General features: G+C 69.2%; 19 protein-coding genes. 10 read left to right on the forward strand and 9 right to left on the reverse strand.

Annotated features, from left to right (window positions below):
- The first annotated feature begins 106 nt into the window (after window positions 1-106).
- The 4 genes from KI388_RS11625 (at window position 107) to KI388_RS15510 (ending at window position 2,793) form a co-directional block, all read left to right on the forward strand.
- Window positions 107-412, forward strand: coding sequence for a 30S ribosomal protein S24e (locus KI388_RS11625; protein ID WP_215086781.1), 306 nt, complete (start codon window positions 107-109; stop codon window positions 410-412).
- A 10-nt stretch (window positions 413-422) separates the two neighbouring features.
- Complete coding sequence (locus KI388_RS11630; RefSeq protein ID WP_215086782.1) at window positions 423-2,150, forward strand: bifunctional N(6)-L-threonylcarbamoyladenine synthase/serine/threonine protein kinase; 1,728 nt, start codon at window positions 423-425, stop codon at window positions 2,148-2,150.
- Between the two features lie 100 nt (window positions 2,151-2,250).
- Window positions 2,251-2,553, forward strand: a complete 303-nt coding sequence (locus tag KI388_RS11635) for a DUF5808 domain-containing protein (RefSeq protein ID WP_215086783.1) — start codon at window positions 2,251-2,253, stop codon at window positions 2,551-2,553.
- A gap of 105 nt (window positions 2,554-2,658) precedes the next feature.
- Window positions 2,659-2,793: a hypothetical protein gene (locus tag KI388_RS15510; protein ID WP_004597316.1), complete on the forward strand. Its 135-nt coding sequence runs from the start codon at window positions 2,659-2,661 to the stop codon at window positions 2,791-2,793.
- On the opposite strand, the gene KI388_RS11640 is transcribed toward KI388_RS15510, so the two are convergent.
- The 4 genes from KI388_RS11640 to pyrH form a co-directional block, all read right to left on the reverse strand.
- Window positions 2,777-3,688 (reverse strand): HAMP domain-containing sensor histidine kinase, encoded by a 912-nt coding sequence (locus KI388_RS11640; RefSeq protein WP_215086784.1) that lies wholly within the window; start codon window positions 3,686-3,688, stop codon window positions 2,777-2,779. The genes KI388_RS15510 and KI388_RS11640 overlap by 17 nt on opposite strands.
- A 111-nt stretch (window positions 3,689-3,799) precedes the next feature.
- Window positions 3,800-4,030 carry a scaffold protein involved in DNA repair gene (locus KI388_RS11645; protein ID WP_215086785.1) on the reverse strand — a complete coding sequence of 77 codons (231 nt, stop codon included), beginning with the start codon at window positions 4,028-4,030 and terminating at the stop codon, window positions 3,800-3,802.
- Window positions 4,031-5,788, reverse strand: coding sequence for a lysine--tRNA ligase (gene lysS / locus KI388_RS11650; RefSeq protein WP_215086786.1), 1,758 nt, complete (start codon window positions 5,786-5,788; stop codon window positions 4,031-4,033).
- Entirely contained in the window at window positions 5,785-6,504 is a 720-nt protein-coding gene (gene pyrH / locus KI388_RS11655) for a UMP kinase (RefSeq protein ID WP_215086787.1), read from the reverse strand. The genes lysS and pyrH overlap by 4 nt, the downstream gene beginning before the upstream one ends.
- Window positions 6,505-6,641: 137 nt before the next feature.
- Here pyrH and KI388_RS11660 point away from each other — a divergent pair, with 137 nt between their 5' ends.
- The 3 genes from KI388_RS11660 (at window position 6,642) to KI388_RS11670 (ending at window position 9,484) form a co-directional block, all read left to right on the forward strand.
- A complete protein-coding gene (locus tag KI388_RS11660; RefSeq protein WP_215086788.1) occupies window positions 6,642-7,523 on the forward strand; it encodes a molybdopterin synthase in 882 nt (293 codons plus the stop codon).
- Between the two features lie 348 nt (window positions 7,524-7,871).
- Window positions 7,872-8,132 (forward strand): hypothetical protein, encoded by a 261-nt coding sequence (locus KI388_RS11665; protein ID WP_215086789.1) that lies wholly within the window; start codon window positions 7,872-7,874, stop codon window positions 8,130-8,132.
- 203 nt (window positions 8,133-8,335) lie between these two features.
- Entirely contained in the window at window positions 8,336-9,484 is a 1,149-nt protein-coding gene (locus tag KI388_RS11670; protein ID WP_215086790.1) for a site-2 protease family protein, read from the forward strand.
- 73 nt (window positions 9,485-9,557) lie between these two features.
- Here KI388_RS11670 and KI388_RS11675 read toward each other — a convergent pair whose 3' ends face one another.
- The 4 genes from KI388_RS11675 to KI388_RS11690 all read right to left on the reverse strand — a co-directional run bounded on the left by KI388_RS11675 (window position 9,558) and on the right by KI388_RS11690 (window position 13,302).
- Window positions 9,558-11,231 (reverse strand): AarF/ABC1/UbiB kinase family protein, encoded by a 1,674-nt coding sequence (locus tag KI388_RS11675; protein WP_215086791.1) that lies wholly within the window; start codon window positions 11,229-11,231, stop codon window positions 9,558-9,560.
- 3 nt (window positions 11,232-11,234) lie between these two features.
- Window positions 11,235-11,609: an Hsp20/alpha crystallin family protein gene (locus KI388_RS11680; protein ID WP_215086792.1), complete on the reverse strand. Its 375-nt coding sequence runs from the start codon at window positions 11,607-11,609 to the stop codon at window positions 11,235-11,237.
- 107 nt (window positions 11,610-11,716) lie between these two features.
- Entirely contained in the window at window positions 11,717-12,421 is a 705-nt protein-coding gene (locus KI388_RS11685; RefSeq protein WP_215086793.1) for a DUF2391 domain-containing protein, read from the reverse strand.
- A 110-nt stretch (window positions 12,422-12,531) separates the two neighbouring features.
- Window positions 12,532-13,302 carry an alpha/beta hydrolase gene (locus tag KI388_RS11690; RefSeq protein ID WP_215086794.1) on the reverse strand — a complete coding sequence of 257 codons (771 nt, stop codon included), beginning with the start codon at window positions 13,300-13,302 and terminating at the stop codon, window positions 12,532-12,534.
- Window positions 13,303-13,573: 271 nt separating this feature from the next.
- Between KI388_RS11690 and KI388_RS11695 the strand changes: the two genes are divergently transcribed.
- Both KI388_RS11695 and KI388_RS11700 read left to right on the forward strand, forming a co-directional pair.
- Window positions 13,574-13,825 carry an Hsp20/alpha crystallin family protein gene (locus KI388_RS11695; RefSeq protein WP_215086795.1) on the forward strand — a complete coding sequence of 84 codons (252 nt, stop codon included), beginning with the start codon at window positions 13,574-13,576 and terminating at the stop codon, window positions 13,823-13,825.
- Window positions 13,822-16,089: a CDC48 family AAA ATPase gene (locus KI388_RS11700; protein ID WP_215086796.1), complete on the forward strand. Its 2,268-nt coding sequence runs from the start codon at window positions 13,822-13,824 to the stop codon at window positions 16,087-16,089. Before KI388_RS11695 ends, KI388_RS11700 begins: the two co-directional genes overlap by 4 nt.
- Before the next feature lie 48 nt (window positions 16,090-16,137).
- Here the strand turns inward: KI388_RS11700 and KI388_RS11705 are convergent, their stop codons facing one another.
- Complete coding sequence (locus KI388_RS11705; RefSeq protein ID WP_215088787.1) at window positions 16,138-16,380, reverse strand: hypothetical protein; 243 nt, start codon at window positions 16,378-16,380, stop codon at window positions 16,138-16,140.
- Between the two features lie 423 nt (window positions 16,381-16,803).
- Between KI388_RS11705 and KI388_RS11710 the strand changes: the two genes are divergently transcribed.
- Window positions 16,804-19,974 carry an adenosylcobalamin-dependent ribonucleoside-diphosphate reductase gene (locus tag KI388_RS11710; RefSeq protein WP_215086797.1) on the forward strand — a complete coding sequence of 1,057 codons (3,171 nt, stop codon included), beginning with the start codon at window positions 16,804-16,806 and terminating at the stop codon, window positions 19,972-19,974.
- Window positions 19,975-20,679 lie beyond the last annotated feature (705 nt).

Below are 20,679 nucleotides of genomic sequence, written 5' to 3' on the forward strand. Positions count from 1 at the left end.
AAACCCTGACGCCGAACGGGGTCTCGGTCGACGAGCGGTTCGGCGGCGACACCCCCGCTTCGAAATCCTTTTACAGCTTTCGAGGGGATATACGCCTAACTGAACCATGGACGTCGATATCATCTCCGAGGAGGAGAACCCGATGTTGCACCGCACGGACATCCGATTCGAGACGACCCACGAGGAGGCCACGCCTTCTCGACTGTCGGTCCGCGACTCGCTCGCGGCCAAGCTCGACAAGGACTCCGAGGAGGTCGTCGTCCACGAGCTGGACACGAAGTTCGGCATGCGCAAGACGATCGGCTACGCGAAGGTGTACGACTCGGCCGCCGACGCGTTAGACGTCGAGCAGGACCACATGCTCGAACGCAACAAGATCGGCGACGAAGAGCCGGACGCCGAGGAAGCCTAACACCCGCCGGATGCGGGTTCTCGGCATCGAGGGTACCGCGTGGTGCGCGAGCGCCGCGCTGTACGACGCCGAGACCGACGCAGTTCTCATCGAATCCGACGCCTACGAGCCGGAGAGCGGCGGCATTCACCCGCGCGAGGCCGCCGAGCACATGTCGGAGGCGATCCCCGAGGTCGTCGACCGGGTGTTGACCGCGGCCGAGTCGGAACACGGTCCGGACGCGGTCGACGCCGTCGCCTTCTCTCGCGGTCCCGGACTCGGTCCCTGCCTCCGGATCGTCGGGACCGCGGCGCGGTCGCTCGCCGGGACGCTCGGCGTCCCGCTCGTCGGCGTCAATCACATGGTAGCGCACCTGGAGATCGCTCGCCACCGCTCCGGCTTCGATAATCCGGTGTGCCTGAACGCCTCGGGGGCGAACGCGCACCTGCTCGGCTACCACGACGGCCGGTACCGCGTCCTTGGCGAGACGATGGACGCGGGCGTGGGCAACGCGATCGACAAGTTCACTCGCCACGTCGGTTGGAGCCACCCCGGCGGCCCGAAGGTGGAGGCGGCGGCCGCGGAGTTCGCGGCGACCGCGGGCGACGGCGACGGTGAAGTTGACGGCAGGGTCCCCGACGCCGACCTCCTCGATCTCCCCTACGTCGTCAAGGGGATGGACTTCTCGTTTTCCGGGATCAGCTCGGCCGCCAACGACGCCGCGGACGACGGCGTTCCGGTCGAGGAGATCTGCTTTTCGCTCCAAGAGCACGTGTTCGCGATGCTGGCCGAGGTGTCGGAGCGCGCGCTATCGCTAACCGGCGCCGACGAACTCGTGTTGGGCGGCGGGGTCGGACAGAACGACCGCCTGCGGGAGATGCTGGCCGCGATGTGCGAGGCCCGCGGCGCGGACTTCCACGCGCCGGAGCCGCGCTTCCTCCGCGACAACGCGGGGATGATCGCCGTGTTGGGGGCGAAGATGGCGGCCGCGGGAGACACCGTCCCGGTCGCGGAGTCGGCGGTCGACCCGAACTTCCGGCCGGACCAAGTGCCGGTGACGTGGCGCGACGGGGAGTCGGTCGCCCGCGGAGGCGCGGGAGGCGGGCCGGGGACCGCGGAGCGCGACCCGGAGGCGGACCGTCGCGGCGCGGAGGCGACGGTGACGGTCGACGGGGCGGACGGCGACCGCCGGGTGACCAAGCGGCGCGTGGCGAAGTCGTACCGCCACCCGGAACTCGATCGGACGCTCAGGCGAGACCGGACCGTCGCGGAGGCCCGGCTGACGAGCGAGGCGCGGCGCGCCGGCGTGCCGACGCCGCTCGTGTACGACGTCGACCTCGCGGCGGCGACGCTGACGCTCGGGCACGTCGGCGCGCGCGACCTCGCGGCCGCCCTCGACGAGCGGCGGACGGAGGCGGTCGGTCGCCACCTCGCGCGGCTTCACGCCGCAGGGATCGTCCACGGCGACCCGACGACCCGGAACGTGCGGGTGTCGGCCGACGACGGCGGAACGGGGGGACCGAGCGGAGGGGAAAGCGGGGTCCCGGAGACGTACCTCATCGACTTCGGACTGGGCTATCACACCGGCCACGTCGAGGACCACGCGATGGACCTCCACGTGTTCGAGGGGTCGGTCCGCGCGACCGCGACCGATCCCGACCCGCTAATCTCAGCGTTCGAGTCGGGGTACGAGTCGGTCGGTGACGCCGAAGTGCTCGACCGGCTCCGGGACGTGGCCGACCGCGGTCGGTACCGCTGACGGCGGTCCGTCGCGGGACCGCGGCGACGGCGGCGCTCCGCGCCGCGACCGGAGAGCGGTTGCGCCACGATTTATGGTGCCGGCCGACAGAGGTGCGCGTATGGCAGACAAACAGTCGTCGGGAGAGATTCTCGGCATCCCGTACAACTTCGAGCGCCCGAGCCTCGGTCGGCTGCTCTCGTCGTACTGGCAGCCCGACAAGGGGATGCTCGTCGAGAAACCGTTCGGTATCGGCTACACCCTGAACCTCGCCAACTGGCGGTCGTGGGTCGTCCTCGCCGTCGCCGGCGGGCTGTACTACCAGCAGAAGCAGTCCGTCGGGACCGTGTCGTCCGACGGTTCCGAGGAAGACGCGGCGGAAGACGGCGACGGGCCCGTCGAAGTGATCGTCGACGACGACTGACCCGGACGCGACCGGAGGCCGTCCGTCGCGACGGCGCGGCGGCCGATTGTCGCCGTTGATTCCGCATCGGTTTCTTTTAACTACGAGAAGGACAGACGTAGGCCAATGAAAGTCCAGTTCGAGTGCTCGTGTTCGGAGGAGATCTCCGAGTTCACCCGCGGCGAGACCAGCCGGGGGGTCCACGTCGAATGCGGGAACTGCGGCGCCGTCTACGCCGTGACGATCACCGAGCTGGAGTAGCGGGCGGCGTCGCGGACTCGAACCGAAGCCGGACCGTGGTTCCGTCGTCGTCCGCGTCGAACCGGACGGTCCCCCCCTGCGTCTCGCACATCCACTTGACGAGCCACAGCCCGATGCTGCTCGCGTGCGAGAGCGGCGTCTCCTCTTCGGCCTGCAACACCGCGCGCTCGTCCGCCGGAATGCCCGGTCCGTTGTCGGTCACCTCCAAGCAGGTGGTCGCTCCGTTCTCGTGAATCGTCGCCTCCACGCGCCGCGTCGCGCCGTCGTTGTGGGTGACCGCGTTCTCGAACACCTCGCAGATCGGGAACTCGACGGAGTCGTCCGCGCGGATCCACGCCTCCGAGGGTGTCTCGACCGTGACCGCGGTGGCGTCGGCGTCGACCGCGCCGACCGCCTCGTGGACCGCGTCGACGAGGTCGACGCGCCCGTCCGGGCGCTCGGCCGAGGTGTCTTCGATCACGCGGAGTTTCTCGCTTATCGCGACGATATCGTCGGTCGTCTCGCGGATCGTTTCCAAGCGTCGCCGGCTCCGGTCGTCCTCGATCCGCTCGGCCAGGAGGTCGGTGTACCCCTGAATCACGTTGAGGTCGTTGCGGACGTTGTGACGGAACACGCGGCTCAGAACCTGTAGCTGCTGATTGGAGGTTTCGAGGTCCCGCCGGGCGGTTTCGGCCCGGCGCCGGTGGTGGGTGACCGCGCCGTAGAGAATCGCGCCGGACCCGACGACGAGCACCCAGTCCCCGACGAGGCGGAGCGGCGTCCACCCGACGGCGGAGCCGCTCGCCAACGCGACCGCGAGGTCGACCGCGACGGCGACCGCCGTTCCGACGCAGAGGTATGCGGCCGTGAGGGCGGCCGCCGACCGCCCGTAGATGATTTCCGGAATATATTTCATTTATATTTAATTTTGCGTCCAACGAATTTTCTTCGCACGGAACACCTCAGCCGCCGAGGGCTTAAGCTTTGACCGCCGGACGTCGGACCGATCGCGAGGGGTGAAACGGGGTTACCACGAGGCGCAGTCCGCACAGACGAAGGCGTCGCCGTCGCGCCAGCGCCGTCGGACGCGCTCGCCGCACCGGTCGCAGGCCGCGCCGTCGGCGCGCCACGTGGAGGTGGCGGTCGCGGCGTCCGCGTCGGCAGCGTCTCGCACGTCGGAGCCGTCGGCGGCTTCCGCCTCGGAGCCGCCGTCCCCGTCGCCGGGAACGAAGTCGTCGAGCGAGCGGTCCTCGGACATCTACGCCTCCCGTCGGAGCCTGTCGACGACGTAGTCGCGCTCCAGTTCCCCGAGGAACTCCCCGAGCCGCGGTCCCTGCGTGTCGTCAAAGAACAGGCGGTAGCCCGCCGCGAAGAAGTCGCTCACCTCGACGTCGTGGTCCCGGGCCGTCTCGTACATGGCCTCCTGGATCTCCTCGCCGTCGTGCCCGGCCGCGACGAAGTCGGCGAGGTCGTCGAGCGCGGCGGCGACGTCGTCGTCGAACTCGACCGCGGGGAGGTCGGCCTGGAGCCGGTAGTCGTACTCGTTTTCCGTCCGCTCGGCCCAGTTCCGGGCCTGCTCCACGCGGGCGAGCGCGGCGTCGACCGCGTCGGCGTCGGCGTCGTCGGGGATGTGCCCCTCGTCGCGGGCGAGGCGCTCGCGGAACTCGGGGTCGTCCACCATCCCGAGGACCGCCGCGAACGTGTACGGGAGCCGGATCGGCTTCTCCGTCGGCGGGTCGTCGGGCCGGCCGACGACGAACGGGTACGCGCGCTCCGCGAAGGCGGTGAGGTCGGGGTCGTCCACCTCGCCGAAGTAGGCGCGCTCGAACCGGTCGAACCGGTCGACCAGCTGGTCGAGCCGCTCGACGCTCAGGTCGCGGGCCTTCTTCGGGTGGAGCGCGAAGAAGTAGCGCAACACCTCGGGCTCGATCAGCTCCAGCAGCTCCTGAACCGTGACGACGTTGCCCTCGGAGGAGGAGAACGCCTCGCCGTCGAGCGTGAACCACTCGTACACCATCGGGACGGGCGGTTCCGCGTCGAACACGTTCCGGGAGACGTCGACTCCGGAGGGCCACGACCCCTCCGCGTGGTCCTTCCCGAACGGCTCGAAGTCGACGCCGAGGACGCCCCACTGGGCGGGCCACTCCAGCCGCCACGGGAGCTTCCCCTCGCGGAACGTCGCGGTGCCCTCGTGGCCGCACCCCTCGATGGTGTTGCCGCCGGCGTCCATGTCGGTACAGACGTAGTCGACGGTCTCCGCGTCGAGGTCGATGGCCGTCACCGTCTCCGTGACCTTCCCGCACTCCGCACAGACCGGGTTGAAGGGGACGTACTCGTCGTCGACCTTGTCCTGGTACGGCGAGAGCACCTCGCGGACCCGCCCGACGTCCCCGAGGACCGTCCGGACCGCGTCGTCGAAGGTCCCGTCGGCGTACAGCTCGGTGTTCGAGAGCATCTCGACGGGGACGTTCAGGCGGTCGGCGTCGGCCTTCAGCAGGCCCGCGAAGTGGGCCGCGTACGACTCGGCCTCCCCGAACGGGTCCGGGATCGACGTGTACGGCTTCCCGAGGTTGCGGCCGAGCGCGCCCGCGTCCACCTCGCCAAGGCCGACGATCTCGCCGTCCGCGTTCGCCAGCTTGCGCGGGACCTTCCGCAGCGGGTCCCTGTCGTCGGAGGTGAACACCTGCCGGACCTCGCGGCCGCGGTCGCGGAGCACTTCCGCGACGAAGTAGCCGCGCATGATCTCGTTGAAGTTGCCGAGGTGCGCGACGCCCGAGGGAGACACGCCCCCCTTGATCACGATCGGCTCGTCGGGGTCGCGCGCCTCGACCTCGTCCGCGACGACGTCGGCCCAGAAGGCGTGGAACGCCTCTGTGGACTCCTCGGCGGCACCCTCGCCGTCGGCGTCGCCCCCCTCGTCGAGCGCGGACCCCCCGGAGAGGATGTGCGGGGAGTCGTCGGGGGCGTCGTCGGTCGCCGGCTCGACGGAGTCGTCGGGCGCGTCGTCCGCGCTCATCGCTCCTCCCTCCAGTAGACCGGTTCGTCGCCGTCGACCGGGACCACGTCGGTCCCCGTGTGGTCGCCGCGCAGCACGGCGTCGACGACGGCGGTCGGGTCGGTCCCGTCTAACACGATCGACCGGATCCCGGCCCGGTCGATCAGCTTCGCCGCGAGCAGGTCGACGGGCGCGGACGCGCCCGCGTCGCGGCTCATCGGGAGGACGACCTCGACGAGTTCGGACGGCGACAGCTCCGCGAACTGGGTCGCGTCAGGGTCGGCGTTGGGGTCGGCGTCGTACACGCCGTCGGCGCTCGTGGCGTACACGAGCAGGTCGGCGCCCACCGACTCCGCGAACGCGGCCGCGACCGCGTCGGTCGTCTGCCCGGGCGTGACGCCGCCCATCACCGCGACCTCGCCGCGCCGGAGCGCCGCGCTCGCCTCCTCGTCGTCGGTCGCGGGCGCGAGGTTCGCCCGGTCCCCGAGCGCGGCGATCAGCAGCCGCGCGTTGAGCCGGGTGGTTCCGATGCCGAGCCGGTCGAGTTCGACCTCGTTGGCCCCGATCTCCCGGGCCGTCTCGATGTACTCGCGGGCGACGCCGCCCCCGCCGACGACGACCCCCACCTCGCAGCCGTCGGCCGCCAGCCGTTCGATCGCCTCGGCGTACGCGGCCACGCGCTCGGGGTCGAGGTCCGGCGCGAGCACGCTTCCGCCGACAGAAACGACGACTCTCATTGCCGACGAGTACCCCTGTCGCGGTCTTAAGGATTGTCAAGCCCGGATGCGACGGAACCGGGCGCCGAGACGGCCGGACGACCGAGACCGTCGGGCGACCGGGAAACGACTAAGCCGGTCGCGTCCCGCTCTCGGGTATGCGACCGATATCGATCGTCGGTGACGGCTCCCCGGCGCTGGCCCGGCGGCTCGCGGCGCGGCTCGACGGCCGGGTCGCCGTCGTGGAGCGCGACGGCGACTCGGACGGGAGACGCGGGGGCGATCCGGACGGACCGGAACCGAGCGACCCGGCCGTCGACGGTGGGATCGTCGACGACGGAGTCACCGAGCCGGCGCGGCGCCCCGACGCCGACACCGAAGTCGCGCTCGACGCGGGCGGGAACTGGAGCGGCCGGGGGAGCGTCGGAGGGTTCGACGACCTGTTGGACGGGCTCGCGCCGGACCACGACTACCTGCTGGCGATCGGCGAGTCGAGGCTCCGCGTGCCCGCGGTCCTCCTCGGCCCGGACCCCGACCCGGAGGGCGTGCCCGGGACGGTCCTCGCGACCGCGGACGCCCCCGACGCGGTCGACCTCGACCGTCTCGTGAGCGACCTCGACGAGGCGGAGCCGTGGATCACCCGCGAGACGCTGGTGCACCGCGTCGAGGCGTCGGCGGACGCGGAGCGGTCGGGCGCGATAGCCTCGTTCACCGGGCGCGTGCGCGCCCGCGACGGCCCGGACGACGACCGGACGACGCACCTCGCGTTCGAGAAGTACGAGGGGGTCGCGGCGGACCGGACGGCCGCCATCGAAGAGGAGCTAGCGGACCGCGACGGCGTCTTCGACGTCCGGATGCACCACCGGACCGGCGTGATCGAGGCGGGGGAAGACATCGTCTTCGTCGTGGTCCTCGCCGGCCACCGTCGGGAGGCGTTCCGCGCGGTCGAAGACGGGATCGACCGGCTGAAAGACGAGGTGCCGATCTTCAAGAAGGAGGCGACGGAGTCGGAGACGTTCTGGGTCCACCGGCGTGACTGAACGGCGCACCGGAAGGGCGTCTACACCCTGATCGGGACCGCGGGCGCTCCGCGGAAGCGGCCGCGCGGGGGACGCGCGGGCGCTCGGATGGTGCGGAATGCGGATTTTGTTGCCTGTTCTTGGCGCTCGCACGAGCGGGACGCCGGGCGTCAGACGCTGATCTTCCATACCCATATAACGACTTCAAAACAGATTATAAAATTTCTAAGCCATTTTAGAACTGTTCTAAAGAGTCCGTCAGACACGTTTTACCCCGGCCGCGTCGGGTGAAACGCCCTGAAACCCCCTGAACGTCACCCAACGGTGTTGCCTTTATAACACCCTCCAGGGGCAAGCGTGGGGTGTACTATGAGCGCGACTGTGAACCCCTCCACGAACGCGAGCGCGAACGACGACCGCAGCAAGGAAGAGCGGCTGAAAGACTACCTGCTCGACCGCGCCCAGGACGGGGAGATGTACTTCAAAGGGAAGTTCATCTCCGAGGACGTCGACCTCTCCCCGAAGGAGATCGGCGCCCTGATGGTGAAGCTCCGCGACTCCGCGACGGAGCTGACGGTCGAGAAGTGGTCGTACACGGGCGCGACGACCTGGCGCGTCGAGCCCGCCTGAGCGGTCCCCGCTCCGTCGAGAAATCCGTAGCGTCACCGCGGCTCGCGACGCCGCACCCGACAAGCGGTCCGGTCCCCGCCCCGCGCTTTTCGGACCGCAGTTCCCGTTCGACTAGTCGGTGAGCGGCGTCGCTACCCCCTGTTTGACGGCGCCCAGATCCGACGACGCCGGGTTTATACTCGCCGGCCGGCTACGACGTGCCGATGCCAGAACACGAGGACGCGGCGACGGCCGGCGACGGCGCGCCGCGTCCGGAGCCGCTCCGGACGTTCTTCCGGATCGACGAGGTCCGCCGCGAGGACGGCCGCGTGCGGTACCGCGGCGAGTCGTACGTCCCGGAGCGGACGCTGTTACGGAAGCTGACACCGCACTTCCGGGAGGCGGGCTACGAGGTCGACATCGAGACCGTCGAGGGCGGCCACGTCGTCGTGGCGACCCCCTTCGACCGCGGCCGCGACGGGATCCCGTGGGTGAACCTCGCCATGTTCGCGGCCACCGTGCTGTCGACGCTGTTCGTCGGCGCGTACGGCTGGTACTACGTCCCGCTCGCGGAGATTCAGTCGAACCCGCTGACGCTGCTTCAGGCGTGGCCGTTCACCGCCGCCGTCCTCGGCGTGTTAATGACCCACGAGCTCGGCCACTACGCCGCCGGGCGCTACCACGGCGTCCCCGTCTCGCTGCCGTACGTCATCCCTTTCATTTTCCCGTTCGGGACGCTCGGCGCGGTGATCCGCATCCGCGGCCGGATGCCCTCCCGGAAGGTCCTCTTCGACATCGGCGCGGCCGGACCGATCGCGGGGTTGTTCGCGACGGTCGTGGTGACCGTCGTCGGCCTCTCCTTGGACCCGATCCGGGTGCCGGCGGAGCTGGCGAACGCCTCGGGACCGATGATCCGGTTCAACAACCCGCCGCTGCTGGACCTCATCGCGGGCGTCCTCGGCCAGCCGACGAGCTACGGCGACCCGCGGCTCACCGCCCACCCGGTCGTGATCGGCGGCTGGGTGGGGATGTTCTTCACCCTCCTGAACCTCCTCCCGGTGGGCCAGCTCGACGGCGGCCACATGGTCCGCGCGATGCTCGGGCCGCGGCAGGAGACCGTGGCGGCGCTCGTCCCGGGCGTGCTGTTCGGAATCGCCGCGTACCTCCACTTCTGGCGGGGGCTCGGGCTGAACGAGTCCGTCGGGCTGTGGGCGTTCTGGGGCGTGTTCGCGGCGGTGATCGCGTTCAACGGTCCGGCGGACCCGACCGACGATCGAGGGCTCGGAGTCCTGCGGCTCGCGGTCGGCTTCGTCACGTTCGCCGTCGGCGCGCTCTGTTTCCTCTTGGTTCCGATCCAAGTCATCGGGGCGTGACGGCGGCGCGGCCGCGACCGCGCTCGGAGGGGTGCGGGGCCTCCCGGGCGACCGGGAGTCTGGCGGGGGAGCGTCAGTCGTCGCGGCGGTTTTTCATGCCCTGTCTGGTGAACTGCGGCGTGGCGCGGAGGCCGCGCTTCTTCCGGAACGACCGGTATAAGGCGATCGCGAGCGGCGCGGCCAAGGCGAGGACGACAAGCGCGAGCCGCAAGTTCTCCGCGAACGAGTAGAGGATCGTCGCGGAGAGGACGCCGACCGCGAGCAGCACCGAGTAGGCGATCCGCATCGCCAGCTTCTCTAAGACCTTCGTGTCGTCTTCCAACACGACGTTGACGGTCAGGTCGTCGCGGTTGGCGCGGTCGAGGAACTCGTCGGCCTTCGGCGGGACCGTGAACAGCGCCTCGGTGGTCTGTTGCACCTGCCGGCCGGCGTCCTCCGCGAGGTCGCGGGCGGTCTGCTCGTAGTACCCCTCCTCGCGGAGGTAGTCGGTCGCGGTCGAGATGAAGTCGAACTCGGGGTCGAGCGTGACGCAGACCCCCTCGACGACGGTGGCGACCCGGAGGACCAAAGCGAGGTTCGGCGGGAGCCGCAGCGGGAACTCGTAGATGGTCGACTCCACCTGTTCGATGATCTGGTTCACCTGATACTGCTCGATGTCCTCGCCGCTGGCGTCCGCGATGGCCAGTTCCATCACGTTGCCCATCACTTCGCGGTCGGCCTCCGGCGAGAGCGTCCCCATCGAGACCAGCGTGTCGAGGATGGCGTCGATGTCCTGGCGCGCGACCGCGACGTAGAACTCGACTATCTTCTCCTGGACGAACGGGTCGACCCGGCCCGCCATCCCGAAGTCGTAGAAGATCACCGAGCCGTCGTCCGCGACCGCGAGGTTCCCCGGGTGGGGGTCGGCGTGGAACACGCCGTCCTCGATGATCATCTGGAGGTACACCTCCTGGAGCGTCTCCGCGATCTGGGTCCGGTCGTGGCCCGCCTCATCGAGCGCGTCGAGGTCGCTGATCTTCGCGCCCGGGACGTACTCCATCGTGAGCACGCGCGGTCCGGAGACCGACTCGTACGTCTCGGGGATCCGGATCTCGTCGTTGCCGGCGAAGTTGCCGCGGATCTCTTCGAGCATCGCCCGCTCGCGGGCGTAGTCCATCTCCTCGCGGATCGTCTTCGCGAACTCGTCCGCGAGGTTCTCTAGAGAGAACGCGCGGCCGGCGCCGGTGAAGCGCTTGACGAGCGGGATCGACCATCGGATCGTCCGGAGGTCCGCCTCGACGAGCGACTCGATGCCGGGGCGGCGCACCTTCACCGCGACGGACTCGCCCTCGTACTGCGCGGTGTACACCTGTCCGAGACTCGCGCCGCTTATCGGCTCGCGGTCGAAGTCGTCGAACGTCTCGTCCACCGGGCCGAACTCGTCTTCGAGGACGACCTTCGACTCCTCCCACGGCGCGGGGGGAACGTCGTCTTGGAGCCCCTCCAACACCTCGATGTACGCGGGCGGGAGGATGTCGGGCCGCGTGGAGAGGATCTGCCCGAGCTTGATGAACGTCGGCCCGAGCGTGAGCAGGATGTCGAGCAGCACCGCGGCGCGCTCGCGCTGGGTCTCGGCGTCGACCTCGCGGCTCCCGCCGAACAGGAAGTAGCGCCGGCTGTCGCGCCAGTAGGCGATGATGAGCGGCGAGAACTGCCGCAGAACGACGACGAACCGCCAGTACGCGCGAAGGTTGACCAGCGTGACCACCCGTCAGGCGCCGCCCTCGTCGTCCGCGTCGTCGACGGGGATGGCCCGGGAGACGTCGCGGTCCCGCTTCGGGAGGGAGATCTCGAGGACGCCGCGGTCGATCTCGGCGTCGGCCCCGCCGCCGTCGGCGTCGTTGGGGAGCGGGAGCTCCGCGTCGAGGAACAGCGGTCGGTCCTCGCGGACGTACTCGAACCCCTCCGGGACCGCCTTCTCGCGGCGGCCCTCGATCTCGATGCGCCCGTCCTCGACGAGCACCTCGGTGGTCTCGGCGGTCGCGCCCGGGAGGTCGACGACGAGGACGTACCCCTCGTCGGACTCGAGTAGGTCCGCAAACACCGCGTCCGGGAGGTCCCGGAGCGCGTCGCGTAGCGCTGACATAAGCGTCGGTAGGGTCGCCGCGGCGAAAAAGCTGTGGAAAAGGCGGATCGGACCCCGCCCCCCGAGTCGACCGATCGGCGGGGGTCGCCGCCTCCGGATCCCCCGATTCAGTCGTCGTCCCCGATGTCGAGGTCGAACTTCCCGAGGTCCTCGCCCTGCGACTCGCCGGGGAGGATGTCCCCGAGCCCGGCGCCGAAGGCGGCCGCGGCCCAGACGACCGCGATCCGGCCGAGCCGTTCGAGCGCGGTGGGGTCGCCCTCGTGGAGCCGGCCCCAGAACAGCAGCATGAGCGACGACGTGGTCAGGGAGACGAGGAGGACGCCCGCGTACCGGCGGGGGATGACGCCGAGGATCGGGTGTCTGATCGTGATCTGTCGGAAGTCCGCGAAGTAGAGCAGGCCGGCGGTCGCGAGGAGGACGAAGCCGACGTGACCGACCAGGAGGACCGGGACGCCGGCGACGGTGGTCGCGGCGAACCAGGCCGCGATCTCGAAGACCCCGCCCTCGACGAGCAGCGGGAGCGCGAACAGCACCGCCCCGACGAACGACTCGGCCAGGTCCCGGGAGGTGTACTTGGTGATCCGCTGGGCGAGCGCCCCGGTCCCGGGCATCCGCTCGACGAGCGATATCGTCTGTCTCACCTTCTCGCGCTCGTGGCCCTCGTCGACGGTATCGCTGAGGGCGTCGAGCGTCGCGAGCAGGTCGTTGATGTCCGGGTTCTCGGGACCGTGCGCGGGGTCGGCCGCCCCGCCCGCTCCGTCCGATCCGCCCGCCCGGCCCGTGGCCGCGTCGGGCTCGTCGCTGTCGACCATGTTCCCCCGGGACGCGCGAGCGAACTAAAAGGGTGCCTCCGCGGGCGCCGACCGCCGGGTCGCCGTGGTGTGGACGGTGACCGCCGGGCCTCGGGGTCGCCGTCGGGGTCCTACAACCGGTCGAGGAACTCGGAGAGCGCCTCGTTGAACGCGGCCGGCCGTTCGAGCATCGCGAGGTGGGCGGCGTCGGGGAGTTCGGTCCACTCTCCCGCCGGAATCTCCGCGGCCAGGTACTCGTGGTACGCCGGCGGGGTGAGTCCGTCGTGCGCGCCGACGAGCGCGAGCGCCGGCACGTCGACCGCGTCGAGGCGGTCGCGGACGTCGAACCGGTGGCACGTCAGGAAGTCGCGCTCGGTGACCGCTCGCCCGCACGCGCGCATGGACGCCTCCGAGAGCTCGACGTACTCCGCGGGCGCGTCGTGGAACAGCCGGTCCGGCTCGTGGAGCAGCGAGACCGCCCGGTCGAAGTCGTCCGCGAGCGCCTCGCGCAGGGAGTCGGCCACGGCGAGCTTCGCACCCGTGCCCGCGAGGGCGAGGCCGTCGAGCGCGAGGTCGCGCTCCGAGGCGATCCACAGCGCGACCGCGCCGCCCAGCGAGTTGCCGCAGACCACGGTCGCGTCCGTCGCCTCCACGACCGCGACGACGTCGTCCGCGTACGCGTCGAGCGTCTCGCGGCCCGCCGGCGTCGTCACGTCGCCGCTGTCGCCGTGCCCCGAGAGATCGACGGCGACGCCCGGGAACCGATCCGCGAGCCGCGCCTGCGACTTCCAGACGTCTTTCGTGCCGCCGCTGCCGTGGACGAAACAGACCGTCGGCCCGTCGCCGCCGCGGTCGAAGCGGCGGTACGCCGTCTCGCGCCCGTCGTGGGTGACCCGCTCCATGTCGAGGCGGTTCGACGTCGAGCGGCATAAACGCCCGAGTGGTCGGACGGCGGTCGCGGCCTGCGAGCCGAGCGAAAGAAGGGGCGCGGCCAGGGCGGGAGACGGGGGGCGGCTAGGGCGAAAGAAGGGGCGCGGCACCGACCGCCGGACGGCGGGCGGGCGGGCGAGATCGACCCCGAACCGCTACACTACCGATAGCACAGAGCGACACTCACGTCCTGCGATTTTTGGCGTCAAGTTTAAATATCTACGCGACTAACTCGTAGTTAGGATGAATCACATACAGACCCGATCGACCGGCGACGGCGCGCTGCTCCGTCGGTACGAGTACGACGACGGCTGGATCGTCGCTGCCGACCTCGGCGTCGACGACGAGACCGTCACCGTCGACACCGTCGGCGGGACCGCGATCGTCGTCGTGGAGGGACCGGACGGGCCGGTCGAATCGGAGTTCGAACTGCCCGGAACGGCCGCCGACGCGGTCGTGAACAACGGCGTGCTCACCGTGGAGGGCGAGCGATGAAGCTCACCGTCAAGCCGCTGAAACAGAAGGACGCCGGCCGCCGCCTCGCGGCGATCGACCGCGTCGCGGCCGACGAGCTGGGCCTCTCCGGCGGGGACATCGTCCGCGTCGAGGGCGCCGACGGGGCCGCGGTCGCCCGCGTCTGGCCCGGCTACCCCGAGGACGACGGCACCGGCGTGATCCGCATCGACGGCCGCCTCCGACAGGAGGCCGACGTGGGGATCGACGACCGCGTGACCGTCGAGGACGTCGACGTCTCGCGGGCGGACGCGGTGACGATCGCCTTCCCGAGCCAGCTGCGGGTGCGGGGCCAGATCGCCCCGTTCATCCGCGACAAGCTCTCCGGACAGCCGGTGACCGAGGGACAGACGATCCGGACCTCCCTCGGCTTCGGGCTGATGGGCGGCCAGTCGCAGGCGGTGCCGATGAAGATCGCGGAGACGAGCCCCGGCGGCACGGTCGTCATCACCGACGAGACGGAGATCAGCATCTCCGAGATCTCCGCCGAGGAGATCGCCGACCGCGACGACGCCGCGGGCGGGACCGGCGAGGGCCCCGACGTCACCTACGAGGACATCGGCGGGCTCGACGACGAGCTAGAGCAGGTCCGCGAGATGATCGAGCTGCCGATGCGGCACCCGGAGCTGTTCAAGCGCCTCGGTATCGACCCCCCGAAGGGCGTCCTGCTCCACGGGCCGCCGGGCACCGGGAAGACGCTGATCGCGAAGGCGGTCGCCAACGAGATCGACGCCAACTTCCACACGATCTCCGGCCCGGAGATCATGTCGAAGTACTACGGCGAGAGCGAAGAGCAGCTCCGCGAGGTGTTCGAGGAGGCGTCCGAGGAGTCGCCCTCGATCATCTTCATGGACGAGCTCGACTCCATCGCGCCCAAGCGCGAGGAGGCCGGCGGCGACGTAGAGCGCCGCGTCGTGGCCCAACTGCTCTCGCTGATGGACGGGCTCGAAGAGCGCGGCGAGGTCGTCGTCATCGGGGCGACGAACCGCGTCGACGCCATCGACCAGGCGCTCCGACGGGGCGGCCGCTTCGACCGCGAGATCGAGGTCGGCGTCCCCGACCGCGACGGCCGCAAGGAGATCCTTCAGGTCCACACGCGGAACATGCCGCTGACCGACGGGATCGACTTAGACGAGTACGCCGAGAACACCCACGGCTTCGTCGGGGCCGACTTAGAGTCGCTCGCGAAGGAGTCCGCGATGCACGCGCTGCGCCGGATCCGCCCGGAGATCGACCTCGAAAGCGACGAGATCGACGCCGACGTGCTGAACAGCATTCAGGTGACCGAGGCGGACTTCAAGGAGGCGATAAAGGGAATCGAGCCCTCCGCGTTACGGGAGGTGTTCGTGGAGGTCCCCGACACCACCTGGGAGGACGTGGGCGGCCTCGAGGACACCAAAGAGCGGCTCCGCGAGACGATCCAGTGGCCCCTGGAGTACCCCGAGGTGTTCGAGGAGCTGGACATGCAGGCCGCGAAGGGCGTCCTGATGTACGGCCCGCCGGGCACGGGGAAGACCCTGCTCGCGAAGGCCGTCGCCAACGAGAGCGAGTCGAACTTCATCTCGATCAAGGGGCCGGAGCTGCTGAACAAGTACGTGGGCGAGTCCGAGAAGGGCGTCCGCGAGGTGTTCAGCAAGGCCCGGGAGAACGCGCCGACGATCGTGTTCTTCGACGAGATCGACTCGATCGCCACCGAGCGCGGGAAGAACTCCGGCGACTCCGGCGTCGGTGAACGCGTCGTCTCCCAGCTCCTGACGGAGCTTGACGGCCTCGAATCGCTGGAGGACGTGGTTGTCATCGCGACGACGAACCGCCCGGACCTCATCGACTCGGCGCTGCTGCGCCCCGGACGCTTAGACCGGCACGTCCACGTGCCCGTCCCCGACGAGACGGCGCGCCGCCGGATCTTCGAGGTCCACACGCGGGACAAGCCGCTGGCGGACGACGTCGACCTCGACGCGCTGGCGCGCAAGACCGACGGGTACGTCGGCGCCGACATCGAAGCGGTCGCCCGCGAGGCGTCGATGAACGCCTCCCGAGAGTTCATCGGCAGCGTCACGCGCGAGGAGGTGGGCGAGTCCGTCGGCAACGTCCGCGTGACGATGGAGCACTTCGAGGACGCGCTGAGCGAGGTCAACCCCAGCGTCACCCCGGAGACGCGCGAGCGCTACGAGGAGATAGAAAAGCAGTTCAGGCGGTCCGAGGTGGACCGCACCGAGGCCGAACCGGGCGCCGCGTTCCAGTAGGTCGGCCGTCCGTTCCGGCGGGCGAGCGGTGCTCGCCCGCGGCGATTTTTATACGAGTCCGAGCGTCGACAGCAGGTAGAGCGCGGCGACCACGACGATACCGATCGTGACGAGCCGCCACGCGAGCTTCAACACGAACTTGCCGACGACGATGACGAGCGCGACGACGACCAGGGCGACGAGGAGCTGGCCGACCTGACTGCCGAGCAGCGCGGCCTGCGCCGGCGCGACGAGCCCCGCGAGCGCGAGTGACGATGCGGTCATGTCCGGGGCCACGGCGAGGCCGGGTATAAGCTTGTGGGACGAGACCGAGATCGATTGTCGGATTCTGATAGGTCTGCGGTGAGAACCGCGTCGAATCCGGACGCGCGGTCACCCGCACGGCGGCCGCGCGGCGACGAGACCACCGTTCTCCGGGAGGGACGGCCGCGACCGAACCCCCCTTCTGTTCCGGTGGGAAGTCGTCGCCGTACCGCGTTTCCTCCGAACGAGTACCAGTTTCACTCCGGTCTACCTATGCTTATGTATCCGGAGTCCGTCTCTTGGCGACGTACCGTATTTAGCGTCAGACTCGCCGCACAGACGTTACATACCGAATCGGACATGTAGGCCCGGTCGGATTCGGACATCCGAACGTACAAGGGCCCGCCTCACCAGTACACCAACACTACAGATGATCCATATCACACGCCGACCGAGCGGGGTGGCCGCCGAATGAGCGGCGTCACCGCCGACAACCTCGAACTGCCGATCAAACGCACCACCGGCGAGACGATGGAGGAGCGTCTCACCGCCAACGCCTACCACAACATCCTGCCCGCGCGTTACCTCCGGAAGAACGCGGACGGGGAGCCGATCGAGGACCCCGAGGAGCTGTTCGACCGCGTCGCGCGCAACGTCGCGCTCGCGGAGGCGGTCTTCGAGGCCGAAAAGCGGGACGTGGAGATCACGGTCACGCCGGACCAGATCAAGCCCGACCACCCGCGCCGCGACGAGCTCGCCGCGGAGGTCTTCGGAGCGGGGACCGGTGTCGACGACGACGTCGAGACGACGCTCACCGCCCACAACGTCAACAAGTTCGCGTACGACACCGTCGTCCCCGAACTGCCCGACGGGGTCCGCGACCACGTCGAGGCGACCGCCGGGACGTTCCGGGACGGGATGGAGTCGCTATCCTTCATGCCGAACTCCCCGACGCTGATGAACGCGGGCGACGAGCTCCAGCAGCTCTCCGCCTGCTTCGTCGACTCCCCCGACGACGACATCACCGACATCCACCAGACCGCCAAGGAGGCGGCCGAGGTGTTCCAGTCCGGCGGCGGCATGGGGTACGCGTTCTGGAAGCTCCGGCCGTACGGCGACTCTGTCGGCTCGACCGGGGGCATCGCCTCCGGGCCGATCACGTTCATGCGGACGTTCGACCAGATGTGTGAGACGATCGCGCAGGGCGGCGCGCGTCGCGGCGCCCAGATGGGCGTCATGCGCGTCTCGCACCCGGACGTCATCCAGTTTATCCACTCGAAGAACAAAGACGTCTCGCTGGCTCACTCGCTGCGCCTGAACGACCCCGACGACTTCACGCACAACTCCTTCAAGGAGGCGCTGGGGGAGGCCCGCGAGCTGATCGACGAGGACGGGAAGGTCCCGGAACACCTCCGGAACGCCGTCGAGGGCCACCTCTCGAACTTCAACATCAGCGTCGGCGTCACCGACGACTTCATGGAGGCGCTGTACAACGACGAGGAGTTCACCTTCACGAACCCGCGCACGGAGGAGCCCCACATCGCGACGCCGGAGACGAAGGAGATCTACGAGATGTTCGGCCTCGGGGAGCACGTCGAGGTCGGCGAGGAGCTGTCGATCCCGGCACAGGAGCTCTGGGACGACATGATCGAGGGCGCCCACGAGAACGGCGAGCCGGGCGTCATCTACCTCGAACGCGTCAACAAGGAGCACTCCTTCGACGTCGAGGAGAACCCGGACCACCGGATCCTCGCGACGAACCCCTGCGGCGAGCAGCCGTTAGAGGAGTACGAGGCCTGTAACCTCGGACACATCAACCTCTCGACGCTCGCGGCTCAGGACGCGCCGGACTGGCGGGTCTGGTCGGACGAGCACGCCGACGAGTACGACTCGCAGGCCGCGGCGATCGACGCCTTCCTCGAGGAGGCGATCGACTTCGAGGAGTTCGACGAGCGGATCGACTACGGCACCCGCTTCCTCGAGAACGTGGTCACGATGTCGGACTTCCCGGTCGAGAAGATAGAAGAGAAGGTCCGCGACATGCGGAAGATCGGGCTTGGCGTCATGGGGCTGGCGCAGCTGTACGTCCAGCTCGGGATCCAGTACGGCACCGAGCCGGGCAACGAAGTCGCCCGCCAGCTGATGACCCACATCAACCACGCGTCGAAGCAGACCTCCCACGAGCTCGCGACGGAGCGCGGGACGTTCAACGACTGGGAGGACTCGAAGTACGCGAACCCCACCGAGTACCGCGAGTGGTTCGAACACTACACCGGTCTCGACGCCGACGACTGGGAGGACGGCTTCCCGATCCGGAACCACAACACGACGACGATCGCCCCCACGGGCACGACGTCGATGATCGGCAACACGACGGGCGGCTGCGAGCCCATCTACAACGTCGCCTACTACAAGAACGTCTCCGACGACGTTCAGGGCGACGAGATGCTCGTCGAGTTCGACGACTACTTCCTCCGTACCCTAGAGGAGAACGACGTCGACGTCGACGCCGTCAAGGAGGAGGCCCAAGCGCAGATGGCGGCGAACGAGTTCGACGGCGTGGACGGGTTAGAGACGGTCCCGGACACGATCGGCGAGCTGTTCGTCGTCACCGGCGACCTCTCGGGCAAGCAGCACGCGGCGGTCCAGTGCGCCTGCCAGGAGGGGGTCGACTCCGCCATCTCGAAGACGTGTAACTTCCCGAACGACGCCACCGCCGAGGAGATGGAGGAGGTGTACCGCTACATCTACGACCACGGCGGGAAGGGCGTCACCGTCTACCGCGACGGGACCCGCTCGAAGCAGGTGCTCACCACCCGCGCGAAGAACACGGAGTTCGCCGACGAGAGCGAGGCGGCCGAGGCGATCGTCGAGCAGATCGGCGAGGTGTTCGGCGGCATCGAGGCGTTCCTCGACAACGAGGACGTGCAGGCCGCGATCGACGCGGAGATCTCGGACCTGCTCGAGGCCAGCGAGCAGCCCCGGATCGACTACAGCGAGCGCAGCCCGCGTCCCGACTCCCTGAACGGGGTCACCCAGCGAGTCGAGACGGGCTACGGCAAGCTGTACGTCACCATCAACGAGGACGAGAACGGCCTACCGTTCGAGCTGTTCGCGAACATCGGCCACTCCGGCGGCTACACCAACTCCTTCACGGAGGCGCTCGCGAAGGTCATCTCGACGGCGCTCCGCTCGGGCGTCGACCCCGAGGAGATCGTCGACGAGCTACAGGGCACCCGGAGTCCGAAGGTCGCCTGGGACAAAGGCGAGCAGATCCAGTCGATCCCGGACGCGATCGGCACCGCGCTGCGTCGCTACCTCGACGACGACGTCGACAAGGGGATTCCCCAACAGCAGAGCCTCGACGACGTCGAGGAGAGCGCGTCGAGCGCGAGCCGCCCGAGCCAGACCGACGGCGGCGCGGTCGACGCCGGCACAGTCGACGCCGGCACGGCGCCCGACGCCCCGAGCGCGGACGGCCCCGAGCCGACGGCGAGAGACGACGCCGCGGGCGCGGACGACTCGACCCAAGAGCTCATCGCGGCGGGCGAGTCGCCCGAGTGTCCCGACTGCGGGAGCATGAACCTCTACTACTCCGAGGGCTGTAAGACGTGCGAGTCGTGCGGCTGGTCGGAGTGTTAGACGGGTCGGCTCGGCGGCGATAACGAGCGGTCGACGACGCGATTTTTCAGATCGGTACGGACGCGGACGTGAGAGATAGCGGGAGTGAATGTTGTAGTTCGGTGATAGTGATGCGATATTTAAATCGGAATGAGCGGTTGCGACGATCATTTATAAATCGATGCGGTGGCGCGCCCCGGTGAGCGGCCCGAAGGGCGCGAACCGCCGGTGCGAGGGAGTCGCGAGCGAAGCGAGCGACGAGGCTGGGGAGGCGTGAGGTGCTGTGCGGCTGTGGTCGGGTGGGACTCAAAGGGGCAGCCGCGAGGACGAAGCCCGGCGCAGTAAGCACCGCAGGGAGCGAGTGGAACGAGCGACTGAGGAGCGTGGTTCGAGACGCTGGAGGCGTCTCGTCATCGCCGGAAATCTTCGATTTCCGGCTAGCAGTCAGAACGCTTCGCGTTCTGACGACATCACGAAAGGCGCGGAGCGCCTTTCGAACGACAGCAAGCCGCGCGAGTCCTCGCGGCTGGGGCTTTGCCGGTGTTGCCGCCGATCCGCCGGCACTCGTTTATAACCGAGCGACAGAGGCCTTGGGGGTGTTCGCGGGCTCTCAGCCCACCGACTTGTAGATAACCGCTCGGCACGACGCGGGCATCGCTTACGCCGCCACACCCGTCCTCTCAACAGCGTATCGACACATCCCAAATCAACACGAACGTCCACCCG

It is taken from the genome of Halorubrum sp. 2020YC2 (assembly GCF_018623055.1).
Classification (GTDB): domain Archaea; phylum Halobacteriota; class Halobacteria; order Halobacteriales; family Haloferacaceae; genus Halorubrum.